Annotated in this window: 22 protein-coding genes; 12 read left to right on the forward strand and 10 right to left on the reverse strand. The window is 43.6% G+C overall.

The features are described 5' to 3' along the window. Positions 1–5 precede the first annotated feature (5 nt). Both QWZ13_RS09185 and QWZ13_RS09190 read right to left on the reverse strand, forming a co-directional pair. The gene (locus QWZ13_RS09185) at positions 6–479 is read right to left on the reverse strand and encodes a DUF6691 family protein (RefSeq protein ID WP_215999211.1); all 474 of its coding nucleotides are present in this window, start codon (positions 477–479) and stop codon (positions 6–8) included. Further along, the gene (locus QWZ13_RS09190) at positions 476–937 is read right to left on the reverse strand and encodes a YeeE/YedE family protein (protein ID WP_215999212.1); all 462 of its coding nucleotides are present in this window, start codon (positions 935–937) and stop codon (positions 476–478) included. The genes QWZ13_RS09185 and QWZ13_RS09190 overlap by 4 nt, the downstream gene beginning before the upstream one ends. A gap of 302 nt (positions 938–1239) precedes the next feature. Here QWZ13_RS09190 and rarD point away from each other — a divergent pair, with 302 nt between their 5' ends. Next, positions 1240–2112: an EamA family transporter RarD gene (gene rarD / locus QWZ13_RS09195; RefSeq protein WP_290281513.1), complete on the forward strand. Its 873-nt coding sequence runs from the start codon at positions 1240–1242 to the stop codon at positions 2110–2112. Here rarD and QWZ13_RS09200 read toward each other — a convergent pair. Together QWZ13_RS09200 and QWZ13_RS09205 are read right to left on the reverse strand one after the other, a co-directional pair. Continuing rightward, entirely contained in the window at positions 2109–3665 is a 1557-nt protein-coding gene (locus QWZ13_RS09200) for a SulP family inorganic anion transporter (protein ID WP_353959013.1), read from the reverse strand. The genes rarD and QWZ13_RS09200 overlap by 4 nt on opposite strands. Before the next feature lie 50 nt (positions 3666–3715). Next, positions 3716–4039 carry a protein tyrosine phosphatase family protein gene (locus QWZ13_RS09205; protein ID WP_290281514.1) on the reverse strand — a complete coding sequence of 108 codons (324 nt, stop codon included), beginning with the start codon at positions 4037–4039 and terminating at the stop codon, positions 3716–3718. On the opposite strand from QWZ13_RS09205, the gene QWZ13_RS09210 reads away from it, so the two are divergent. Together QWZ13_RS09210 and QWZ13_RS09215 are read left to right on the forward strand one after the other, a co-directional pair. Beyond that, positions 4033–4170 carry a hypothetical protein gene (locus QWZ13_RS09210; protein WP_290281515.1) on the forward strand — a complete coding sequence of 46 codons (138 nt, stop codon included), beginning with the start codon at positions 4033–4035 and terminating at the stop codon, positions 4168–4170. The genes QWZ13_RS09205 and QWZ13_RS09210 overlap by 7 nt on opposite strands. A gap of 50 nt (positions 4171–4220) precedes the next feature. After that, complete coding sequence (locus tag QWZ13_RS09215) at positions 4221–5090, forward strand: MBL fold metallo-hydrolase (RefSeq protein ID WP_290281516.1); 870 nt, start codon at positions 4221–4223, stop codon at positions 5088–5090. A 193-nt stretch (positions 5091–5283) separates the two neighbouring features. Here the strand turns inward: QWZ13_RS09215 and QWZ13_RS09220 are convergent, their stop codons facing one another. After that, positions 5284–6162 carry a hypothetical protein gene (locus QWZ13_RS09220; RefSeq protein WP_290281517.1) on the reverse strand — a complete coding sequence of 293 codons (879 nt, stop codon included), beginning with the start codon at positions 6160–6162 and terminating at the stop codon, positions 5284–5286. A gap of 76 nt (positions 6163–6238) precedes the next feature. Here QWZ13_RS09220 and QWZ13_RS09225 point away from each other — a divergent pair, with 76 nt between their 5' ends. Then, a complete protein-coding gene (locus QWZ13_RS09225) occupies positions 6239–7249 on the forward strand; it encodes an NAD(P)-dependent alcohol dehydrogenase (protein WP_290281518.1) in 1011 nt (336 codons plus the stop codon). Here the strand turns inward: QWZ13_RS09225 and QWZ13_RS09230 are convergent, their stop codons facing one another. From QWZ13_RS09230 to QWZ13_RS09250, 5 genes are read right to left on the reverse strand one after another with little or no spacing between them, the layout of a single operon-like run. After that, positions 7250–7435, reverse strand: coding sequence for a DUF1289 domain-containing protein (locus tag QWZ13_RS09230; protein WP_290281519.1), 186 nt, complete (start codon positions 7433–7435; stop codon positions 7250–7252). Between the two features lie 7 nt (positions 7436–7442). Beyond that, positions 7443–8504 carry a patatin-like phospholipase family protein gene (locus QWZ13_RS09235; RefSeq protein ID WP_290281520.1) on the reverse strand — a complete coding sequence of 354 codons (1062 nt, stop codon included), beginning with the start codon at positions 8502–8504 and terminating at the stop codon, positions 7443–7445. Between the two features lie 9 nt (positions 8505–8513). After that, a complete protein-coding gene (locus QWZ13_RS09240) occupies positions 8514–8666 on the reverse strand; it encodes a hypothetical protein (protein ID WP_290281521.1) in 153 nt (50 codons plus the stop codon). Further along, on the reverse strand, positions 8647–9402 hold the full coding sequence (locus QWZ13_RS09245; RefSeq protein WP_290281522.1) for an inositol monophosphatase family protein: 756 nt from the start codon (positions 9400–9402) through the stop codon (positions 8647–8649). The genes QWZ13_RS09240 and QWZ13_RS09245 overlap by 20 nt, the downstream gene beginning before the upstream one ends. 20 nt (positions 9403–9422) lie before the next feature. After that, positions 9423–9566 (reverse strand): hypothetical protein, encoded by a 144-nt coding sequence (locus tag QWZ13_RS09250; RefSeq protein WP_290281523.1) that lies wholly within the window; start codon positions 9564–9566, stop codon positions 9423–9425. A gap of 59 nt (positions 9567–9625) precedes the next feature. Here QWZ13_RS09250 and QWZ13_RS09255 point away from each other — a divergent pair, with 59 nt between their 5' ends. The 8 genes from QWZ13_RS09255 to QWZ13_RS09290 all read left to right on the forward strand — a co-directional run bounded on the left by QWZ13_RS09255 (position 9626) and on the right by QWZ13_RS09290 (position 15381). Continuing rightward, entirely contained in the window at positions 9626–10366 is a 741-nt protein-coding gene (locus tag QWZ13_RS09255) for an RNA methyltransferase (RefSeq protein WP_290281524.1), read from the forward strand. A gap of 1 nt (position 10367) precedes the next feature. Continuing rightward, complete coding sequence (cysE, locus tag QWZ13_RS09260) at positions 10368–11141, forward strand: serine O-acetyltransferase (RefSeq protein WP_215999222.1); 774 nt, start codon at positions 10368–10370, stop codon at positions 11139–11141. Then, positions 11110–11283, forward strand: a complete 174-nt coding sequence (locus QWZ13_RS09265; RefSeq protein WP_290281525.1) for a hypothetical protein — start codon at positions 11110–11112, stop codon at positions 11281–11283. Before cysE ends, QWZ13_RS09265 begins: the two co-directional genes overlap by 32 nt. 18 nt (positions 11284–11301) lie before the next feature. Continuing rightward, a complete protein-coding gene (locus QWZ13_RS09270) occupies positions 11302–12306 on the forward strand; it encodes an alpha/beta hydrolase (RefSeq protein WP_290281526.1) in 1005 nt (334 codons plus the stop codon). An 89-nt stretch (positions 12307–12395) separates the two neighbouring features. After that, on the forward strand, positions 12396–13388 hold the full coding sequence (gene trhO / locus QWZ13_RS09275) for an oxygen-dependent tRNA uridine(34) hydroxylase TrhO (protein WP_290281527.1): 993 nt from the start codon (positions 12396–12398) through the stop codon (positions 13386–13388). 47 nt (positions 13389–13435) lie between these two features. Continuing rightward, positions 13436–13570, forward strand: coding sequence for a hypothetical protein (locus QWZ13_RS09280; RefSeq protein ID WP_290281528.1), 135 nt, complete (start codon positions 13436–13438; stop codon positions 13568–13570). Beyond that, the gene (locus tag QWZ13_RS09285; protein ID WP_290281529.1) at positions 13554–14381 is read left to right on the forward strand and encodes an oxidoreductase; all 828 of its coding nucleotides are present in this window, start codon (positions 13554–13556) and stop codon (positions 14379–14381) included. The genes QWZ13_RS09280 and QWZ13_RS09285 overlap by 17 nt, the downstream gene beginning before the upstream one ends. 1 nt (position 14382) lies before the next feature. Continuing rightward, positions 14383–15381 carry an AraC family transcriptional regulator gene (locus QWZ13_RS09290; RefSeq protein WP_290281530.1) on the forward strand — a complete coding sequence of 333 codons (999 nt, stop codon included), beginning with the start codon at positions 14383–14385 and terminating at the stop codon, positions 15379–15381. The last annotated feature ends 38 nt before the right edge of the window (positions 15382–15419 follow it).

The following is a 15419-nucleotide window of genomic DNA, read 5'->3' on the forward strand; positions in this document are numbered from 1 at the left end:
CTAGTTTACCCGATGCAAGCTTCATCGACGTTATGTTTAACGTGCTTAGCACGCTCTATTTTAGCGGTAACATATTTCGCAGCAAACGTACCCACTACATAACTCACCACTACAACTAAAATATCGGTATTAATGAAGCTAATAGAGGTCAGTATTGGACCAGGGCAATAGCCAGCTAAACCCCAGCCGATGCCAAATAGTATTCCGCCGCCAATAATTTTTGCGTCGATTTCAGATTTTGCCGGTACTCGAAACAATTCTGCAAAAACAGGCTTAGAACGCTTCAAAATTAATGGGGTTAAAATAATATTAACCAATAAACCGCCGCCCATTACGAAGGCCAATGAAGGGTCCCAAGCGCCGAAAATATTTAAAAAACCAATGACTTTTGCTGGGTCGATCATTTGTGCAACCGATAATCCGAAGCCAAAAAGAACGCCCGCAATAAGCGCTACGGATAAAGATTTAAAATTATTCATGCGCCAACTCCAAGCAAAGATTTCATTATAAAAACCGTAACAAACCCTGCCGCCATAAAGCTTAATGTAGCCACAAGTGAACGTGGGCTTTTACGAGCTAAGCCACAGATACCATGACCGCTGGTACAACCAGTACCTATGGTGGTACCAACACCGACAAGAAGCCCTGCCAAGATAAGTAGGGGAGTGCTCACCACCGATTCAATATGTTGCACGCCGACAAACAATGCACTATCGGTACCTTTACTGATCCACTGATATATAAAACCACCTAAAATTAGACCGGCTATAAAAACGACACGCCATAAAGTATCGCCCTTTTCTGGCACGATAACCCCTCCCGCGATTCCCGATATTCCCGCGACACGGCCTTTTGCGAACAGTAATAGTGCCGCCGATAAGCCCAAAATAGCGCCTCCAATAGCGGCCGAGTAGGGTGTAAAGTTTACAATTTCCATCGTTACCTCGTTGAGAAATTAAATTACTCTAAATATTAGATTTCTCTAATGTTACTTGTTTTTAAGTAAGTTTCAAGTGGACTCTTGTAAATATATTAGATTTTTATGAAATAAGAACCCAGCCACCTAAAATATCCAGATTAAAATGGGTCTCTCGCTGCCATAAATTCACAAAATAGTTCCCAAATTGGTAATAAAGGTGGGTGTGCGTGACCACTATTTGCTTTACACTCAAACCATTATTTCGTGGTCAATATTGATTGGCCGCGATCATCTTACCGTTGTTTAGATATGAGGTTTAAGTGAAAGGTCTGCTTCAGTCTGTATTAGCCTATTTAATTTGGGGTTGCTTCCCATTGTATTTTTACCTCCTAAAGCATGTGGCGCCATTAGAAGTATTGTCGTTTCGTATTATTTTTGCCTGTGCCTTGAGTTTTTTGCTCATTGGCTACTTCGGCGAAATAAGGCAATTCTTTACGCATTTTAAGAATAAGAAAACCATCTTAATGACCATGCTGTCGTCATTTTTAATTACTGTAAATTGGTTTGTGTTTATTTGGGCTGTATCTGTCGGTAAAGTAATTGAATCGAGTTTAGGCTATTTTATGACGCCCTTAGTAAGCTTATTGTTAGGGGCGGTGATTCTTAAAGAAAAGCTTACTCGCTATCAGTTTATCGCTGGGGTTTTAGCCGTGATGGCGGTTTTGGTCGAGTTAGTCTTGCTGGGTAAAGTTCCTTGGGTTTCCATTATACTGGCCACTAGCTTTGGACTATATGGATTGGTTCGTAAACAGCAAACGTTAGAAAGCTTGCATGGCCTCACGTTAGAGACGTTTTGGGCATTTCCGATTGCCGTATGTGTACTCTTATTAATTCAGTACAACAGCGGAACAGTTCTTAATTACGACTTACCTACCTATGCGTTGCTCGCCCTATCTGGGGCTGTTACGGCCACGCCCTTACTATTGTTTGCATCGTCGGTTAGAAAACTGAACTTAGTCGTTGCAGGGTTTTTAATGTATCTCAATCCGTCTATGCAGTTTGTTACGGCGATTTTTATCTTTGGAGAAACGGCACCTGTACAGCGCTATGTGACCTTTGGAATCGTCTGGTTAGCGATGGTATTTTTTATCTTTGGTATGGTGAAGTCTTATCGAAACCGGCCGGTAGATTAACTTCTAGCCTGTAAGATTAAACTTAATTGATCGTTACTCCAAGGCAATGCGGTGTTCAAAGATGAACATAAGCTTTGCAAACTAGTGGAAGCCCCCGTCATTTTTAGGTCTATTCCCTGTGCGACGCAGTGCTGCTCAATTTCTTGTAAGGCTTGAATGGCCGCAACTCGGCATTGATGTGCATGAGATAAATCTATGACGCACTGTTGCGTGCCTTCCACTAATCGTTCATTGACTTGATTGGGCAGTTGACGGGCAGCGGCAAAATATAAGCTGCCGGATATCTGTATAAGCAAACGACTAGGGGCTTTATTATGTACCGGGTGAGCTTGATTGTGCTCATCGAGTTCATAGCAAAATATTTGTGGCTTGCTGGTTTGAAATAAGAATAGCCCGATACCCAGTAACGTTCCGACTAGAATGGCAATATGAAAATCAAACATTAGCGTACTTAAAAACGTTGAAATAAACAGCATTCGAGTTTGGTGGTTGCCACGCAGCATTTGCTTTATTTGTGCGGGCTTTATCATAGAAATAGCGATGGCAATTAGCAGGCCAGCGATAACGGGCTGCGGGATAGCGCTGATGGCGCTAGCGCCAAATATGAGAATAGGGACCATGACCAAAGCGGCAATAAAGGGCGCCCAACGAGACATAGCACCGCCCACTTCTAGCATAACTGAACGAGTTAAAGAGGTACTGGCTGGAAACGCGCCGGCAAAACTGCCGACAATATTCGCGATGCCTTGGCTTTTAAGTTCACTGGCCAATAAATGTTGGCTACGACTGTTTCGAAGTGTCACGATGAGTTCCAAGGAGCCAATAAATGCGACGGCAAAGCTTGGGATAATCAGCTGCTGAATCATAGATAAAGAGGGCAGGGCTGAATTGATTTGTGGCCAGCCTTCAGAAACTAAGCCTGATTTGCCTAAGGTAGCCCAACTGAGAACCCACGACTGTTGGCTAAAGTGAACCAAAGCCATGCTGCAAATTAATACGATCAGCGGTATGGGCCATCTAGGAAAAAACCTTTTGCCAAGTATGACCGATATGAGTGCGATAAAGGCCAACAAAAAGCTCGCGAAGTTAACGTCGGGCAATGAATAATCTAATAGCCGTATGAACTCTTCTAATACGTTGGAGACGCCTTCAAAGGGTTGCCCAAGCGTTTCGTCAAGCTGCATAACCCCAATAATAACGGCGGCACCTGTGGCAAAACCAACCATGACGGCCTCAGGAACAAAGTCAAAGATCCTTTCCGTGCGGCTTACTACTATGACGAGGCGCATCAATCCTGCCATAAATCCAAGGGTGGCCATCGCCGTCAGAAGCGCATTAGGATCACCAGCCCAAGGGCTCAGCGATGTTAAGATGATGAGCCCCGTCGTATTGGTTGGCCCCACAGTTACGAAGCGGCTTTTGCCCAACAGAGCAGCAATGATTCCAGGAACAGCCGCTGTAACTAAGCCATACATTGGCGGTAAGCCAGAAAGCATGGCATAAGCTAAGCATTGAGGAATGCCTATTAACGCGACAAGTAGCCCAGCATTGATATCCCGGGCGTGTGGTAGTGAAAAGGCGTTAATCGGGTACTACCTTGTTTTTATTGAGCAGCATTAAACAAAATTGAACTTCGATTACCTGTTCGGCAATAGCCTAGCGTTTTCTTATTGCTGGCAATGAGCGCTTTAACACCTTCTACGTATTCAGGCGTAAAGTTTGGCCCTTGCATAGGCATGAACTCAAAGCGAATTCCCACTGCATCACAGGCGGCTTTGATCACGTCATGATTAGGCTGGCCTGGCTCTTCTTCGTCTGGGCGATTGCAAATAATGACGTCAAAGCCTTCTTCTTTCGCTTTTTGAACATCGTCAGCGGTTATTTGAGCAGAGACAAAATAGGTTTCTGCAATTTGAGTCGGTGTCATCTGTTGTACTCCTCATAGGTGGTGGCTGGTTTGTTACGCAACCGATTAACGATTCTCGCATAATGCTACTAAAATTGCATAGTGAGAATTTCAGGGTTGCAAATGATAAAGACACACTATACGATAGGTAAATCTAAATTAGAAGTTGCTAATATTTAAGTGATTAGCCGAGGAGCCTACAATGAGTACCAATACACGCATTAAGACCTTTTTTGATAAGCAGACCTTTACTTACACTCACTTAGTGTTTGATGCACAAAGTAAAGAGGCCGCAATTATAGACTCCGTTCTAGATTTTGACGCTAAATCAGGCCGAACGCATACAGAAGCTGCAGATGCCGTGATTGAATTCGTAAAGTCTGAAGGTTTAACCGTTAAATGGATTCTAGAAACACATGTCCACGCAGACCACTTGTCTGCTGCACCCTATCTAAAAGAGAAATTGGGTGGTCAAATTGGTATTGGCAGTAAAATTAATCAAGTTCAGCATGTATTTAAAGACATATTTAATGCAGAGCCTGAATTTAAAGCCGATGGCTCTGAATTTGACGTAGTTTTCGATGACGAAGAAACCTTTAAGATCGGCCAATTAACGGTAAAAGTGCTTCATACGCCTGGGCATACCCCTGCCTGCGTATCTTATGTGGTAGAAGATGAACATGCATTTGTGGGTGATACCCTATTTATGCCAGATCAAGGCACCGCACGTTGCGATTTCCCAGGTGGCGATGCTAATGTTTTGTTTAATTCTGTAAAACGCCTGTTAAGTTTAGACGATTCAACTAAGCTCTATATGTGTCATGATTATGGCCCGAATGGACGTGACTATAAGTATTTAACGACCGTAAAAGAGCAGCGAGAAGAAAACATTCATGTAAAAGACGCCATTGCAGAAGAAGAGTTTGTTAAGATGCGAACCGAAAGAGACGCGACCTTAGGAATGCCAATGCTGATACTTCCTTCGGTTCAAGTCAATATGAGGGCTGGTGAAATGCCACCTGCCGAAAATAATGGAACTCGATACCTTAAAATTCCATTAAATGTATTTTAATGAAATGCTGAGAATATAGGTTTAGGGCTATTGCTCTAAAAAAAGGTGCTACGGCACTTTTAAAACCCCTGGTCGTAAGCAACCAGTTAAAAACCCGACATGTGTGTCGGGTTTTTTTTTGTTAAAAAAAAGAGGCTGAATCACTCATTATTGTTTTTGTTCGGTGATCCAACCTTTCAAAGTAAATCTAACATTAATATCCAAGCTCAGTCCAAGTCCAGAAGTTGGATCTGCCTTGACTGTTTTCACGCCAAACACCTTGGTCTTCAAATTTAAGCGACACCCAATGTAACCCACTGATGAATTTCATTTCTCCTAAGTGAGGGTGTTTTGCGCCGAGGTACCAATGTACTTTTTGCGTAGTCTTTAGCGTTGGCCGCTGAACACTAAAGCCATCATCGAGTTTTGCCGATGCCTTTAGATCAATCTTAAAATCAGTCGCATTGATTTCAGTAATGGTTGAAGAAATATTAACCAGCTCAATTTGTTTTGAATGCCATTTTAAGTTGAACTGGCCCCCTAGTTGACCATCAATGCGGCTGAGTTCATTTTCATAGTCATCATACCATCCGGTTGTGTCGTAACTTAAATCACTGTTAATGGTGACCAGCTCTGAGTTTTGCCATACTTGACAGTGGTTAGCTTGTGCGGAAGTTTGAATGTCAACATAGGTATAGCCGTCACTGTAAGAGGTCGTTTCTGCTTCAGCTTCTACCTGGGTGCTGCCGCCTTCTGCACACTCAACATTGTCGAATAAATAAGCATAAGTTGTGTCCGTGACATGACCGCGAGACGGCATTCGTGAACGAGGGCTGGTGTATTTATCTGGATCGATCACTTGGTAAGGGGCTTCGGCGGCCAATGCTACAGGTGTAATCGCCGCTTCTACTAAAAATGAAGTGCGCATATCGGCAATCGTGTAAGGCGAAGGTTCGTAATGATAGTCATCTTCGTAATCGCTATAGACTTCTACATAACAACCCATGAGTGATAAAGAAGCGCCGAGTGTTACTAAGGCTTTTAATACTCGGTTAGAGCGTATAGAGTAATTAGATTGTGTCTGTGCGTTCATGCAGTAGCCTCCTTTGACATAAACCCATTATCGACTTTGTGCCTGAACAGAGTCTGAACATTCAAATTAAATAGTTATGCAGAGGAAGGAACTTACCTTGAAAGCCGTGACTTATCGTAAATATGGACCCTCTTCGGTGCTAAAAGTTGAAGAGATCGCTCGGCCCAATACCAAACCTGAACATTATGAAATCTGCGTACGCGCCGCTGAAGTGACTAAAGCCGATTGTGAATTACGCAGCTTTAACTTTCCTGTTAAATGGTTTTGGTTGCCTTTGCGGTTGGCCATAGGTGTTTTTAAACCGCGAAACTCTGTACTAGGCGGCTATTTTTCAGGGACCATAAGCAAGGCTTCTGAATCAGATTCGCGTTTTAAAGTGGGGGATGCTGTTTTTGGTAATACCGGAATGGGCTTCGGTGCCTATGGTGAGTTTTTGAAAGTGTCGGCTAACAACACTATGGTCAAAATACCAAAAAGCTTGAGTTTCGAGCAGGCCGCCGCTGTGCCCTTAGGTGGTTTAAATGCGCTGCATTTTTTGAATATTGTGCAATTAAAAGCCGGTCAGCACATTTTAATCGTTGGCGCCGGCGGCAGTATTGGGTTATTTGCCGTGCAGATTGCCCTTGCAAAAGGTGCGCGGGTTTCTGTTGTCGATAAAGCGTCAAAAAAGGTCATGTTGCTGAAATTAGGCGTAGAAGAATTTATCGATTATCAGCAGAGTGACGTTTACGCACATAAAACGCAATTTGACGTTGTATTCAGCATGGTGGCACAAGCGCCTATTCTAAAAAGCCTTAAACTGGTAAAACCATGTGGAATCTTTGTAACAGGAAACCCATCATTTTCAGACATGCTGTTGTCGGTCATATTGCCAATTATAACTGGTAAGAAGGTGTTGTTCCGTTTTGCAAAAGAGTCAGAACATGAGTTGCATGCGTTAGTTGAATTAGTGAACGAAGGGAAATTAATGCCAATAATTGATTCTATATTACCGATGGAAAAGGCTGGATTCGCGCATGAGAAAGTTGAGTTAGAGCAAAGAAATGGTGCAGTTGTCTTATCGCTCAATAACCTTACCGAAGAGTAATTAACCTTTATAAGGCGACTGTTTTTTTCGAGTATCAGCGGTGGTTAGAATGAGTTGCTTTTCATCACGAGTGGCTTTATGCCAATGTTTGATTTCATCCAGTGATCGAAAACACCCCACGCAAATATCTTGCTCGTTTAAACAGCAATTTCGAATACAGGGTGAAGCGATTTCCGTTGAGGCCATAAGCTAACTAAATAAATTCCGTTATGGGTTTTACTGTGTCGGCAAAGTTTGGCGAATTTACCATATTATGGAAAGCGTCAGCCAACATTTTATTTTTTTCAATCACTTCCTTCCAAACCTCAATTCGCTCCGAAGTTCTGTGTTTCTTAAAATCATTGCGGTCAGGTATTTTTTGATTGGGCAGTTGCGCAATAAACTCAGCGCTTGGACAAACCACAACAGTGTGAGAGTAATTGTCTGCATTTACATGTCGCCAAGGTAAGGCTTTATCAAACCAACCGGGTTTCAATAAAGGCGCAAAGTGAGGGTAAAGTACTAAACCATTTTGGGGTTTTATCGGTAAGTCGAAGTGATAATCAACCATTCCGCCATCACGATACATACCTATTGGGGCATGTGCCGGGTTTTTTACGCCCTCAATAACAACTGGAATAGAACCTGTTGCGTGCAATGCTTGACGAATATTATCGGCACGAAGCGGCACCTGATGTGTTTTAAATTGATCCCATTTTTCAATCGGAAGTTGCGCACCGGTTGATTGAAAAATAACTCGCTCAAACCAAAGAGGCAGCGTTTTACGTGAGATCATATTGGCCAGAGCAACGCCAGCAAACGCCGCGGCTTGGATGTGGGTTTGTTCGTGCTTTGTCATTCCGCGTGAAATAGCCGCCACAATGTTTAATTTTCGTGAACTCTGATTGTGAGATAAACTTTCATCGATGAATGAATCGAGCAGCGCGTGAATGTGATGCGTAATTTCTCGAGCATCGGCATTATCGCTATAGTCTTGATGCAAATAGCCTTGCTCTAGTTTGGCAATCGCATCAACTGGGTTAGGGTTCGCATAGGCACTCATGCGCCAAGCGCCAATTGAGCTGCCAATCAGTTCAACTTGATGGGGAATATTTGGAAGCCATTCTTGAGCGATATAACGATCTAGGTGGGTCAATACAAACCATTTGGGACCGCCAGAAGCACCTAAAATTGCTGAAATATCCGCAGGCTTCAAGCCATGATTTTGAATGTGTTTAAGTGCGTGCTGACCAGCATAAACGTGAAGCGGTTGCATAGTATAGGATTACCAAGAAAATTTAATAGCGTTATAACAATAAAGTGGCGGGTTGAACAAGGATAGAATGGTGATATCTGGTAAAGAGAGGCTTGTAGTATAAAAACAATGAAAGGGTGCAGCGCACCCTTTACGACTACCGTTAAGCCATGTTGCTGGCAACGATGTGTTTAAACAATCGTGGTGCTGCAGCCATCAGCTCGCCACTGTCCATTTTGACCGGCGCGCCAGTTGCATTGCCGGTTAATGCGCCAGATTCTTGAGCAATAAGCATCGCAGTTGCCATATCAGCAGGCGATAAGTTTTGTGCTACTGCTACATTGGTTTTGCCGGCAGCCAGATGAACAAAGTTCAATAAACCACAACCCGTCATTCGTAATTCTGAAGTTCGGCTATGCCATTGTGTAATTAGGTCAATATCGGCAGTTTGCAAAGAAGCGGTTGCGTTAGCAATGGGTGCATAAACGGCTCTTACACGTCGCTCATTGGCTTGTACGCCGCGTCCTCGTTGCGCTGTCATAAAGTCTTCTGACATAGGGTCTACAATCGCGGCAACGTCGATTTTGTCTTTGGTATAAAGTGAAACATTGACTAAAAAGCCAGGGTAGCCAGCTTTTATATTGTTTATGCCAGAGGCGACATCGACAACCCACTTTGATTGTCCATCCCATTCTCGGCTTTCTTCCATGCCAATTTGAGGGGAGTCAATATGATGTTTGGTGTGAGCATTTCGAATAGCTTTACGAGCGCGCCATGCCGCATCTTCGAATGCTTTTTTGAGTACGTCCTCGCGGCTGTCACCTTCATCCATTAATTTGTCGATATTTTCAATGGTATAGTTAATCTTATCTGCTGCACTTTGAGCTGCACGTAGCGCAATACTAACGATTGGTTGCATGTTATTCTCTCACAATATAGTTAAGACCACGGAGGTGCTTCACCAACGTGCGTCAAATTAGGAAATCGGGTCCGCAAGGACTTGTTAAACAGCGATTCGGTCGCGGCGACTGTAGGCCGAACACCGAATGAATCATCTTTTTGATTCAAAAGGGCGCGCATCATACACTATGTTTGCCGTATCATTAAGTGAAATTGTGTAATTTTTAACAGGAAGGTCTTTCTTGCAGTTTGATCATATAAAAATCGTCATGGTAAATACCTCGCATGCAGGCAATATTGGTTCCGCTGCTCGAGCCATGAAAACCATGGGGTTTAAACACCTTGTATTGGTAGAGCCTAAAGAGTTCCCCTCACAAGAGGCTACCACTTTAGCTGCGGGCGCAGGCGATGTTTTAGAGAACGCCCAGGTAGTGAATACATTGCAAGAGGCCGTCGCCGATTGCGCATTGGTGGTGGGTGCTTCGGCACGTTCAAGAAGCTTGCCTTGGCCATTGGTTAACCCTCGGGAAATGGCACATCAGGTGCTTGCCTTACCTAGCAGTGAAAAAACTGCAGTTGTCGTAGGGCGCGAGCGCAGTGGTTTAACCAATGAAGAGCTAGCGATATGCCAATGCCATGTGCATATACCTTCTAACCCTGAATACAGTTCTTTAAATGTTGCCAGTGCCGTTCAGGTGTTGTGTTATGAGTTGGTGATGTCTTCGGTCAGTTTAGAAGCAAGAGATAAGCCTGCATTTGGTGTTGAGTGGGATCAAAAGCCAGCAAACAGTGGCCAGTTAGAGAGTTTATTTGATCATTGGCAAAAAACGTTGGTTGATATTGATTTCCTAGACCCCAATAACCCCAGAACATTAATGAGTAAAATTCGCCGCTTAGTCTTAAGAGCGCAGCCAGATGAGGTCGAAGCCAATATTCTGCGTGGCATGTTAAGTCAAGTCGATAAGACCATAAGGAAGTCTTAGAATGTTCGCCAGATTAAAAGATGATATCCAAAGTGTGTTTGATCGAGACCCTGCCGCGCGAAGCTGGTTAGAAGTCTTGCTAAATTATCCAGGGTTACACGCCATATTGTTTCATCGGTTGTCTCACCGTTTGTGGGGATGGAACTTAAAAGTGTTAGCGCGTTGGGTGTCTCAGTTTAGCCGCTGGCTAACCGGCATAGAAATACACCCAGGCGCCAAGGTTGGGCGTCGGTTTTTTATTGATCACGGCATGGGTGTGGTCATTGGAGAAACGGCCGAAATTGGTGATGATGTCACGATTTATCAAGGCGTGACATTAGGGGGGACCAGTTGGAGTAAAGGGAAGCGCCACCCAACCTTAGAAGACGGCGTCATTGTCGGTGCCGGTGCGAAGGTGCTAGGTCCATTCACCGTGGGCAGAAATGCCCGCGTTGGTTCAAATGCTGTTGTTACAAAAGAAGTGCCAGAGAATGCGACGGTCGTCGGGATTCCAGGGCGAATCGTCAGACAAGATGGTGAGAAAGTATCGCTATTGAACGATAAGCAAAAAGAAATGGCACAAAAAATCGGTTTTGATGCCTATGGTGGTGCGGATATGCCCGATATTACAGCGCACGCAATTAAAGCCCTATTAGACCATGTTCAAGCACAAGATGAACGGATCAACAATATGTGCGGGGCCATCAAAAAAATGGATAAAAACTTTAAATCTAACGGCGATTTAGAAATAAATTGTGACGATTTTGTCTCCATTGAAGAGGCCGACAAAAGCTAAGCAGGCCATTTATATTAACTTAGAGGCATTAAACAGAGTATTTAATGCCTCTTTTTTGAAATTTAGGTTACTAGAGTGCTACTTTTTAGATAGAAGGTGCAATGTAGGGTTAAATTTGAAATACTTTGCGCCTAATTGTTAATCTGCTCGGAGTTTACCGTTGTTTCTCACTTTTTTGATATTGGTGTGTGTCGCACTTTTTGTTTTGGGTCCTCGACCAAAAGTTGACCTAACCACTCCCATCAAGCCAGGTCGTTTTGGTGCTAACCTTTACAGCTCTTATTCAGAAACCGAAAAGCTTAAGAAAATTCAGGCGCAACTTGCCGAAATTGAAAATTTTTTCCCAGCTGTACCAAAAGGGGCGGAAAAAGCGATTATTTTCAATAACGAACATCAGCCAACGAAGACAGACTATTGTGTTTTATACCTACACGGTTTCTCGGCTACTCGACAAGAAATTACCCCGGTTCCTGAAAATATTGCCAAGCACTTTAATGCTAACTACCACGCAACTCGGATAACGGGTCATGGGTTAACCGGAGATGAACTAGCCAAGGCAACCCCATACGACTGGATGTACGATGCCCTAGAAGCTTGGCAAATTGCGGAGCAGTTAGGTAAAAAGGTCATCATTATTTGTACCTCAACCGGTGGCACCTTGGCAACGTGGCTGTCGCAACAACCGCAGACGCAAGGAAAGCTGGCTTCTCTGGTCATGATATCGCCAAATTTCGGACCCAAACATTGGGCCATGCCATTGTTTCAAATGCCTTGGTCTCGTTACTGGATACCCTTAATTAGTAAGGGCGTTCACAGTTGGGAGCCTAGCAATGAAGCGGGCGCTACCTATTGGACATACTCATACCCGACTTCGATCGTGCACGATATGAATGCCTTTGTGAAAGCCGTTTGTAAAAGCAAGGTTGAGCAAATTAACGCGCCGACGTTATTCATTTATTCTGATCATGATGTGATTGTGAACTCTCGTAAAACCGATGAAGTGGCGCGCCGTTGGGGAGCAGAGGTGAAACACCGAATTGCTGTACCTGCGCGTGCGAATGATAACAACCACGTAATTACAGGTGATATAGTGAATCCAGCCTCGACGGATATGATTCACGGTGAAATAGCTTCATTTTTAGCGCGCCATGTGATCAAACATTAATCGGTTGCGCGAATGCTCTATTTTGGTAAAATTCGCGCCCCAAAATCGTTTGAGCTCTGCATTTACGATGCAGCTCGCCATAGGATATTATGAAAAAGATCGTTGTTTCAGCGCTTTACCACTTTGTGGAAGTTAAGCAGCCTGAGCGCCTACGTGCGCCATTGTTAGCATTTCTAGAAAAAAACCAAATTCGCGGTACCTTAATTTTAGCCAAAGAAGGCATTAATGGAACCGTTTCAGGCACGCGAGAGAGTATTGATGCTCTATACCAGTGGTTTGCAAACACACCAGAATTTGTCGACATTAAATCGAAAGAATCGTTTCACGATGAGCAGCCCTTTTACCGCACCAAGGTAAAAATAAAAAAAGAAATCGTGACCATGGGTGTTGAAAACATTGACCCGAAAAAAGTAGTCGGTACCTATGTCAAACCAACTCAATGGAATGAATTAATCTCTGATCCTGAAGTTGTCTTGGTCGATACTCGCAATGACTACGAATATGATATCGGCACGTTTGAAGGGGCGGTGAACCCCAACACACAGTCGTTTCGTGAATTTCCTGAATACGTGAAAGAAAATTTAGACCCCACAAAACATAAAAAGGTCGCAATGTTTTGCACGGGCGGTATTCGATGTGAAAAATCGACGGCCTATTTGAAAGAACAAGGCTTCGATGAGGTATACCACCTTGAAGGTGGTATTTTGAAATATTTAGAAGAAGTCAAAGCAGAAGAATCAAAATGGCAAGGCGATTGTTTTGTGTTTGATAATCGCGTTGCGGTGGGTCACGAACTTAAAGTGGGTGAATACGAGTTATGCCATGCGTGTCGTAAACCGTTATCAGTAGAAGAACGGCAGCACGAACATTATGAACATGGCGTGAGTTGTCATCATTGTTTCGATAAAGTATCCGAAAAACAGCGAGCACGTTTTAAAGAGCGTGAAAAGCAAATGCGATTGGCTCAAGAGCGTGGTGAGCTACACCTTGGCACTGAAGCTAAACAAACCATTGTAAAGCGTCGTAGATCAAAAATAGCCGAACGATTAGCGCAACGTGAGCTAGATACTCAAAAATCTTGATTTTAAGTATACCCTGCTGAAATGAAAGCCCACTTACGTGGGCTTTTTTGTGCATTAAATTCAAGTGGCACCTATTGCGAGTATTTTGGCACGCTTTGCTAGTGTGGTTTACAGTGTACAACGCTAAGATGAGGCACATTCTAAATAAGTTTATAGGAGTACAGCATGTCAAACCAAGCTAAAGTGGCCCTTGTAACCGGTGCGTCATCTGGTATGGGTAAAGATTTTGCGAAAGCTTTGCTCGATGAGGGTTATGTTGTTTACACAGCCGCGAGACGCTTAGAGCAAATGGATGATTTGCAGAAACTGGGCGCCATTGCGGTAAAAATGGACATTACCAAAGAAGAAGAGATTCAAAACCTTGTCAGCCAAATTGAAACACATCATGGCGCGGTGGATGTCTTGGTTAATAATGCTGGCTTTGGTTTATATGGTGCAATGGAAGATACCAGCATCGAAGATGCTCGCTATCAGTTCGAAGTTAATATTTTTGGTTTGGCGCGTCTGACACAATTGTTACTTCCAAAAATGCGTGATCAAAAAACTGGGCGCATTATTAATATTTCCTCAATGGGCGGTAAAATGTATACCCCATTAGGCAGTTGGTACCATGCAACGAAACACGCCTTGGAAGGTTGGTCCGATTGTTTGCGCATAGAGTTGGCACCTTTTGGCATTGATGTTGTAATTATAGAGCCTGGTGCCATTGTCACTGAATTTGGCGATGTAGTACTCGAACCCATGTTGAAGCGATCAGGGCAATCAGCTTATTCTGAAATGGCGCAGGCAATGGCTAACGCCACTCGGGAGTCTTATCAAAATGGAAAAGGCTCGCCCGTATCAGTTATTACCAAACTTTTGGTCAAAGCCGTACGTGCTAAGAAACCTAAAACACGTTATGTCGGTGGTTTGTATGCGAAACCTATTTTGTTTATTCGTCGTATTGTGAGTGATAAGGTTTTTGATCGTATTGTTGCAGCGATGGTGAAATAGTGTGAAGCAAGCAAGCCGGTTTCAGTTGCAAGCAGGGTGGAATGTGATTATCAGTGATATCGGGCAAAATTCTACAGAAGTGGCGCGCCTAGCTGGTTTGCCCGAAGATCTATTTCAGCGCAGTGATGCAACCTTAACCGCTCAAGAGTATTTTAATTTATTTTCAGCGCTGGAAACATTGGCTGGGGTCAACGATCTACCATTAAAGCTTGGCCAAGTCATTTCGGTTGAATCGTTCGATGCTGCTGTTTTTGCTTGCTTGTGTTCACCTAATTTAAAAACAGCCATGCAACGCTTAGCGCTCTATAAGCGCTTAATTGGTCCTATGTTATTGTCGCAAACCAGCTTCGATAACTTTATAGAGTATCAGGTTGAGTGTTATGGCTATGACGGTGCTTTGCCAGTTTCAATAGCAGCAGTCGAAGTTGTGTTTTTCGTAAAGCTGGCGAGGATAGCCACGCGGCGTGAGCTAGTGCCATTAGCCGTCACGCTACCCAGCTTGCCTTCAGGAATAGAAGAGTACAGCGAATTTATTGGAGTTGTGCCTAAGCTTGGGCAAGGTGTAAGTATTAGGTTTTCAATGGAAGATTTAGAGCGGCCTTTCCTCACACAGAATTTAAAGATGTGGACCTACTTTGAACCTGAGTTGCAACAACGATTATCTCTATTGGATAAAGAAGCCTCCATGGCTGCAAAAGTCAGAGGAGTTCTATTAGAGTTGCTGCCCAGTGGTGAAAGCACTATCGAAAACGTGCTGTCTCGCTTGGCGTTAAGCAAACGCAGTTTGCAACGAAAATTATCGGAAGAAGGCATTACGTTTAAGGCTGTTTTGCAGAAAACCCGTCAAGATTTAGCTCGTCATTATCTTAGGGATGAGCGATTGTCACTCGCTGAAATTTCATTCTTACTTGGGTTTACAGATGCGAATTCGTTTGTTAGAGCGTTTAGTGATTGGGAAGGCATTTCACCAGGAAAGGTGCGAAAAAATAATAGTCGTTAAGTAAAGGTGAGTGGGCTCACCCTACTTAACGAATTTTG

The sequence above is a fragment of the Reinekea marina genome (assembly GCF_030409715.1).
In the GTDB taxonomy this organism is placed as follows: domain Bacteria; phylum Pseudomonadota; class Gammaproteobacteria; order Pseudomonadales; family Natronospirillaceae; genus Reinekea; species Reinekea marina.

Excerpts from the sequence above, each read along its gene's own strand:
- QWZ13_RS09220 (WP_290281517.1), bottom strand. The coding sequence starts at position 6,162 with ATGAACGCACAGACACAATCTAATTACTCTATACGCTCTAACCGAGTA.
- QWZ13_RS09230 (WP_290281519.1), bottom strand. The coding sequence starts at position 7,435 with ATGGCCTCAACGGAAATCGCTTCACCCTGTATTCGAAATTGCTGTTTA.
- QWZ13_RS09245 (WP_290281522.1), bottom strand. The coding sequence starts at position 9,402 with ATGCAACCAATCGTTAGTATTGCGCTACGTGCAGCTCAAAGTGCAGCA.
- QWZ13_RS09205 (WP_290281514.1), bottom strand. The coding sequence starts at position 4,039 with ATGACACCGACTCAAATTGCAGAAACCTATTTTGTCTCTGCTCAAATA.
- QWZ13_RS09225 (WP_290281518.1), top strand. The coding sequence starts at position 6,239 with ATGCAGAGGAAGGAACTTACCTTGAAAGCCGTGACTTATCGTAAATAT.
- trhO (WP_290281527.1), top strand. The coding sequence starts at position 12,396 with ATGAAAAAGATCGTTGTTTCAGCGCTTTACCACTTTGTGGAAGTTAAG.
- QWZ13_RS09235 (WP_290281520.1), bottom strand. The coding sequence starts at position 8,504 with ATGCAACCGCTTCACGTTTATGCTGGTCAGCACGCACTTAAACACATT.
- cysE (WP_215999222.1), top strand. The coding sequence starts at position 10,368 with ATGTTCGCCAGATTAAAAGATGATATCCAAAGTGTGTTTGATCGAGAC.
- QWZ13_RS09215 (WP_290281516.1), top strand. The coding sequence starts at position 4,221 with ATGAGTACCAATACACGCATTAAGACCTTTTTTGATAAGCAGACCTTT.
- QWZ13_RS09250 (WP_290281523.1), bottom strand. The coding sequence starts at position 9,566 with ATGATGCGCGCCCTTTTGAATCAAAAAGATGATTCATTCGGTGTTCGG.
- QWZ13_RS09185 (WP_215999211.1), bottom strand. The coding sequence starts at position 479 with ATGAATAATTTTAAATCTTTATCCGTAGCGCTTATTGCGGGCGTTCTT.
- QWZ13_RS09285 (WP_290281529.1), top strand. The coding sequence starts at position 13,554 with ATGTCAAACCAAGCTAAAGTGGCCCTTGTAACCGGTGCGTCATCTGGT.
- QWZ13_RS09190 (WP_215999212.1), bottom strand. The coding sequence starts at position 937 with ATGGAAATTGTAAACTTTACACCCTACTCGGCCGCTATTGGAGGCGCT.